Annotated in this window: 5 protein-coding genes; 4 read left to right on the forward strand and 1 reads right to left on the reverse strand. The window is 73.0% G+C overall.

Annotation, left to right across the window (positions count from 1 at the left end; all coding sequences use genetic code 11):
• Window positions 1-86 precede the first annotated feature (86 nt).
• Window positions 87-1,109, reverse strand: coding sequence for a substrate-binding domain-containing protein (locus tag GSY69_RS13275; RefSeq protein WP_160954310.1), 1,023 nt, complete (start codon window positions 1,107-1,109; stop codon window positions 87-89).
• A 190-nt stretch (window positions 1,110-1,299) separates the two neighbouring features.
• On the opposite strand from GSY69_RS13275, the gene GSY69_RS13280 reads away from it, so the two are divergent.
• The 4 genes from GSY69_RS13280 (at window position 1,300) to GSY69_RS13295 (ending at window position 5,737) form a co-directional block, all read left to right on the forward strand.
• The gene (locus GSY69_RS13280; RefSeq protein WP_160954311.1) at window positions 1,300-2,001 is read left to right on the forward strand and encodes an ABC transporter ATP-binding protein; all 702 of its coding nucleotides are present in this window, start codon (window positions 1,300-1,302) and stop codon (window positions 1,999-2,001) included.
• A 25-nt stretch (window positions 2,002-2,026) separates the two neighbouring features.
• Entirely contained in the window at window positions 2,027-3,337 is a 1,311-nt protein-coding gene (locus GSY69_RS13285) for a DUF4032 domain-containing protein (protein ID WP_160954312.1), read from the forward strand.
• Window positions 3,334-4,140 carry an SDR family NAD(P)-dependent oxidoreductase gene (locus GSY69_RS13290; protein ID WP_160954313.1) on the forward strand — a complete coding sequence of 269 codons (807 nt, stop codon included), beginning with the start codon at window positions 3,334-3,336 and terminating at the stop codon, window positions 4,138-4,140. Before GSY69_RS13285 ends, GSY69_RS13290 begins: the two co-directional genes overlap by 4 nt.
• Window positions 4,141-4,330: 190 nt before the next feature.
• Complete coding sequence (locus tag GSY69_RS13295; protein ID WP_160954314.1) at window positions 4,331-5,737, forward strand: MFS transporter; 1,407 nt, start codon at window positions 4,331-4,333, stop codon at window positions 5,735-5,737.
• Window positions 5,738-5,860: the final 123 nt, after the last annotated feature.

The following is a 5,860-nucleotide window of genomic DNA, read 5'->3' on the forward strand; positions in this document are numbered from 1 at the left end:
CACGCGCGAGGCGGTGGACACGGACACACCCGCCGTGCGCGCGATGAGCGCCAGGCCCGGGCCGGCGCGGCGCGGGACGGGGCCGCTCACCGGCGCACCGCCGTCGTCGACTCGCGCGCCACCAGCCGCGGGCGGAAGGTCGGGGCGATCGAGGGCAGGCGCGCGCCCGGCAGGTCGAGGACTGTGCGCACCCCCGCCGCGAGCGCCGCGGCCATCCCGGGCGTATCGAGTGCGAGCACCGTGGCCGGCGGGCCGGTGTAGCGCATCGTCACCGAGTCGCCGAACCCCACTGCGGAGAGGTCCCTGGGCACCACGAGGCGGCGCTGGCGCATGGCCGCGAAGACACCGTAGAGCTGCAGCGCGCTCTGGACGATGACCGCGGTGCACGTCGCGTCGCGCAGCCGGTCCGCGGCCTCCATGCCCCCCGCGTGGGACTTGGGCACCGCGGCGATCCACTCGCCCAGCCGGGACGAGGCGGCGCGCGCCGGGTGCTCCGCGCGGAAGCGCTGGGCGAGCATGTCGGCCAGGTCGCCCGTGTCGTTGCACACGAGCCCGATCCGGCGGTGGCCCAGGGCGGCGAGGTGGTCGAAGGCCAGGGTGAGGCCGCCGGTCAGGTCGATCCGTGCGGCGATCCGCTCGGAGCCGGGGGCGGCCCCGGCCCGGCGGCCGCCCGCCTCGGCACCGCGGGCGGGCGTCCCGGTGCCGAGCGCGGCCTCGGCGAACCGCACGACCGGCAGGTCCGTCTCGAGGGAGGTGAAAGTGGGGGTGACGACGACCGCGGCGCCGGCGGCGGCGCTCGCGCGCACCTCGGCGCCGGCGGGATCGAGGAACGGCACGCTCACGAGCAGTTCCTCGGCCTGGAGCTGGAGCGCGACCTCGCGGCACACGTCGATCTGCCAGTGCTCGGGCTCGGCCGGCGGGCAGACGGCGACCAGCCGGGCGGGGGTGCGCGCGAGCAGCGTCGAGCGCGCGTAGCCGGTGGTCTCCAGGGCCGCCTCGACGCGGTCGCGGGTGGCCTGGGCCACCGCGCCCCGGCCGCCCAGCACGCGCGAGACGGTGCTGACGGAGACCCCGGCGGCGGCCGCCACATCGCCCAGCGCTGCACCCATGCTGGCCAGTCTACGGTCCCTCCAGCCCACGCCCCGCGTGGCCGGATTGCGGACGCTCGCTGAGATGACTGTCTCACCTGCAGAAACACAGGGCCCCGCGGATTGGTCTGGCGGGCGGGCGCACGTAGACTCGCATCAGGCGATGCGGCCGACGCCGCGTTCGCCGCGCTCATCAGCAAAGGACGTGGTCATGGCAACGGTCGCCCTCACCGGGGTCACGCACCGGTATCCGTCGACCACCGGCCCCTCGCTGCTCGACGTCACACTGCGCGTGGCCGACGGCGAGTTCCTCGTCGTGCTGGGCGGGCCGGGCTCCGGGCGCTCCACCCTGCTGCGGATGATCCAGGGCATGGAGAAGCCCACCACCGGCACGATCACCATCGACCAGCGCGATGTCGCACAGCTGACCCCGGGCGAGCGCAACGTGACGATGGCGTTCGAGAACTACGCCCTCTACCCCCACATGAGCGTCGCGGAGAACATGGGCTTCGCGCTGCGCCTCGCCGGGCGCGGGCCCGCCGAGGTGGACGAGCGGGTCGCCGCGGCCGCCGGGCGCCTGGGACTCGCCGGTCAGCTCACCGCCTCCCCCGACGAGCTGACCGGCGCCCAGCGCCAGACTGTGGCGCTCGGCAGGGCGCTCGTGCGCGACCCGGCCGTCTTCCTCATGGACGAACCGCTCGTGAAGATGCCGCCCGAGGTGCGCGCCAGCACCCGCGACCAGGTCCGCGCGCTCCAGCGCGAGCTGGGCATCACGACGATCTACGCCACGGCCGACGTCGCCGACGCGCTGGCGGTCGCGGACCGCATCGCCGTGCTCGAGGACGGCCGCATCACCCACATGTGCCCGCCCGATGCGCTGCCCGCGCGCTGGCAGGAGAGCGCCGCCGGCTGACGTGCATGCCGGGTAGGCTTCGGCCATGGACCTGCACGTCGACGAGCTGGAAGCCGACATCGCCCGGCTGCCGTGGTCGGTGCCGCTCGCGGACTGGCCCGCGGAGCTGCTCGTCGGCCTGCCCCGCGGCATCTCCCGCCACCCGGTCCGGTTCGTCGAGCTGGCGGGGCGCATCGTCGCGGTCAAGGAGACCCAGGAGCCCATCGCCCGCCGCGAGTACGAGGTGCTCGCCGCGCTCTCCAGCCTCGACGCCCCGGCCGTGAAGCCGCTGGGCTACATCACCGGGCGCACCGACGCGCAGGGCGCGCCGCTGCCGGGCGCGCTGCTCACCCCGCACCTCGAGTTCTCCCTGCCCTACCGCGCGCTCTTCAGCAGGCAGCTGGCCGCGAACACGGCGAGCCGGCTCGTCGACGCGCTGGCGGTGCTCCTCGTCCGCCTCCACCTGGCCGGGTTCTTCTGGGGCGATGTCTCCCTGTCGAACACGCTCTTCCGGCGCGACGCCGAGGCGTTCGCGGCCTACCTGGTCGACGCGGAGACCGGGGAGCTGCACCCCTCGCTGTCCGCGGGGCAGCGAGAGCACGACCTGGAGCTCGCCCGCGTCAACCTGGCCGGGGACTTCATGGACCTCCAGGCCGGGGGCCTCATGGACGCCGAGGCCGATCCGCTCGAGATGGTCAACCTGCTCCTCGAGCGCTATCGGGCGCTGTGGGACGAGCTCACCGCCACGGAGGAGTTCGCAGACGAGGAGCGCTGGCGCATCGACCAGCGCATCCGCCGGCTCAATGCGCTCGGCTTCGACCTGGGCGAGTTCACGGTCACGACAGACCTCGACGGCACCACGACGCGCATCGAGCCCAAGGTGGTGGAGCCCGGCCACCACGCCCGCCGCCTCGACCGCCTCGCGGGGATCCGCGCCCAGGAGGGCCAGGCCCGCCGCCTGCTCAACGACCTCGACAGCTACCGCGCCGCGGTGGGCCTGGGCGATGCCTCGGAGGAGGAGGCCGCGCGGTCCTGGCTGGAGCACGCGTACGAGCCGCTGCTGGGCATGGTGCCCCCCGAACTCGAGGGGCGGTTGGAGGGGCCGCAGATCTTCCACGAGTTCCTCGACCACCGGTGGTTCCTCTCCGAGCGCACGGGCCACGATATGGACGCGGCGGCGGCCATGCGCTCCTACATCGATACTGTCCTTGCCCGCCGCCCGCGGGAGTCGACGTTCTTCCGCGCCCCGGACACCCAGGCGCTCGCGGAGGTCCGCGCGGCGGAGACGGGCGCGGGGTCCGATGCCGCCGGCACCGCCGCCGCGGCCCCCACCGATGAGGAGCGAGCAGCCCCATGACGCAGCCCACCGCACAGGGATTCCCCAACATCGCCGGCCTGTTCGACCTCGCCGGGAAGGAGGCGGTCGTCGTCGGCGCCGCCTCCGGCCTGGGCCAGGCCACCGCGATCGGCCTGGCCGATGCGGGCGCGCGGGTGGTCTGCGCGGATCTCAACTCGCAGGGTGCGCAGGCCACCGCGGACATCATCGCCGAGCGCGGCGGACAGGCCACCGCGACGGGTGCGGACATCACCTCGACGGCGGCCGTGGACGCCCTCGCCGCCGACCACGCGGGAGCGGAGATCCTCGTCGTCACGCCCGGCATGAACGTGCGCAAGCGCCTGGTGAACACGACGGACGAGGAGTTCGACCGCGTCGTCGACATCAACCTCAAGGGCACGTACCGGCTCATGCGCGCCTTCGGCGCCCGGATGGCGGCCGCCGGCCGCGGCTCGATCGTCGTCTTCGCCTCATTCCGCGCGCTCGTCGTGGAGCCGGGGCAGGGCCTCTACGCCGCGGCCAAGGCCGGCGTCGTGCAGCTGACGAAGGCCATGGCCAGCGAGCTCGGCCCGCAGGGGGTGCGCGTCAACGCGATCCTGCCGGGGCCCTTCGAGACCCCGCTGACCGAGCAGATCAAGGCCGACCGCACCTGGTGGGACGCGTACGCGGACAAGTCCGCACTGGCCCGCTGGGGCCTCCTGCCGGAGATCGCCGGGCCCGTCCTCTTCCTCGCCTCCGACGCCTCGAGCTACGTCACCGGCCACTCGCTGCTCGTCGACGGCGGCTGGATGGCCCAGGATGGGCGCTTCACGCCCAGCGTCTGAGCCCGGGCAGCACGGCCGGCAGGCCCCCGCAGCCGGCGCGCTCGCGCCCCGCGGGCCCCTGGCCTGGACCGATGGGCCGCCATGCGGTATACCTGTGCACAGGTGTGATTCGCATCACGTCACACGGGCCGTGCCCGCCGTGCTGCCGCGCCCCTTTCCCGTCCGCCCCCGATCCCGAACGGATGCATCAATGGCGACTGCACCCTCCCCGCACCCCGGCCCGAATCCCGGCGCCCAGGCCGGCGGCCAGCCGGACCCCCAGCTGAAGAAGCGCACGATGCGCAAGGTGGCGCTGCGCCTGGCACCCTTCCTGGGGCTGCTGTACTTCGTCAACTACCTCGACCGCACAAACATCGGCTTCGCCGGGCCCAACGGCATGAACGAGGACCTCGGCCTGACCGCCACGACGTTCGGGCTGGCCTCCGGGCTGTTCTTCATCGGCTACCTCATCCTCGAGGTGCCCTCGAACCTCGCCCTGCATAAGTTCGGCGCCCGCCGCTGGATCGCCCGCATCCTCGTGACGTGGGGCATCGTCGCGAGCCTCATCGCGTTCGTGCCGGGGGCAGGGACGCTCTACATCCTGCGCCTGCTGCTGGGCATCGCCGAGGCCGGCTTCTTCCCCGGCATCATCCTCTACCTGACGTTCTGGTTCCCCAAGGCCGACCGCGCCCGCGCCGTGGCCCTGTTCATGCTCGCGATCCCGCTGTCCTCGGTCATCGGCGCCCCGCTGTCCGCCCTGCTCATCCAGCACGGCCACGACCTGCTCTTCGGGCTGGCCGGCTGGCGCTTCATGTTCCTCATCGAGGGCGTCCCCGCCGTGCTGCTGGGCTTCATGTGCTGGTTCTACCTCACGGACCGCCCGCGCGACGCCGCCTGGCTCGAGCCCGAGGAGCGCGACTGGCTGCAGGCGGAGATGGACGCCGAGGAGGAGGCGACGGCCACCTCGTTCCACGTGCCGGTCAGCGCCTCCCTGCGCAGCGGGCGGATCTGGGCGCTGTCGTTCGTCTACTTCGGCGTCGTCTACGGCCTCTACGCCATCAGCTTCTTCCTGCCCACGATCATCGCGGGCTTCCAGGAGCGCTTCGGGGTCACCTACACGATCATGCAGAAGGGCCTGCTCACCGCGATCCCCTTCGTCTTCGCCGCGGTCCTCATGCTCGTGTGGGCCCGCCACGGGGACCGGACCCGCGAGCGCGTGTGGCACGTCGTCATCCCCACCGCTGTCGCGGCGATCGTCATCCCCATCACCACGATGGTCTCCTCGCCGTTCCTCGCGATGGTGTGCGTGTCGATCTTCGCCTCGGGCGTCATGTGCGCGCTCGCGTGCTTCTGGCCGCTGCCCACCGCATTCCTGTCCGGGGCGGGCGCGGCCTCGGGCGTCGCGCTCATCAACTCGGTGGGCAACACGTCGGGGTTCTTCGGCCCCTACATCACGGGCTTCCTCGCCGACAAGACCGGCAGCCAGCAGGCCGGGATGTGGGCGATCTCGGCCGCGCTCGTGCTCGCGATCGTGCTCACGCTCGTCGTGGGGGCCCTGCCCAAGCGCAGCAGCGCGCTGGCCAGCAACGACCCGGCGGCGCCCGAGGTGGGCGTCTAGCTGTGGTGTCCAGGGACGTTGTTGCGTGAATCGCGGTCTACCCGCTGACAGGTGAAGGCCTCCCATTGCGAGAGTGGAGCTGTCGACAAACCGCTCACGCATCACAGGAGGCCTTCATGTCCC

The sequence above is a fragment of the Brevibacterium rongguiense genome (assembly GCF_009857845.1).
Lineage (GTDB): Bacteria > Actinomycetota > Actinomycetes > Actinomycetales > Brevibacteriaceae > Brevibacterium > Brevibacterium rongguiense.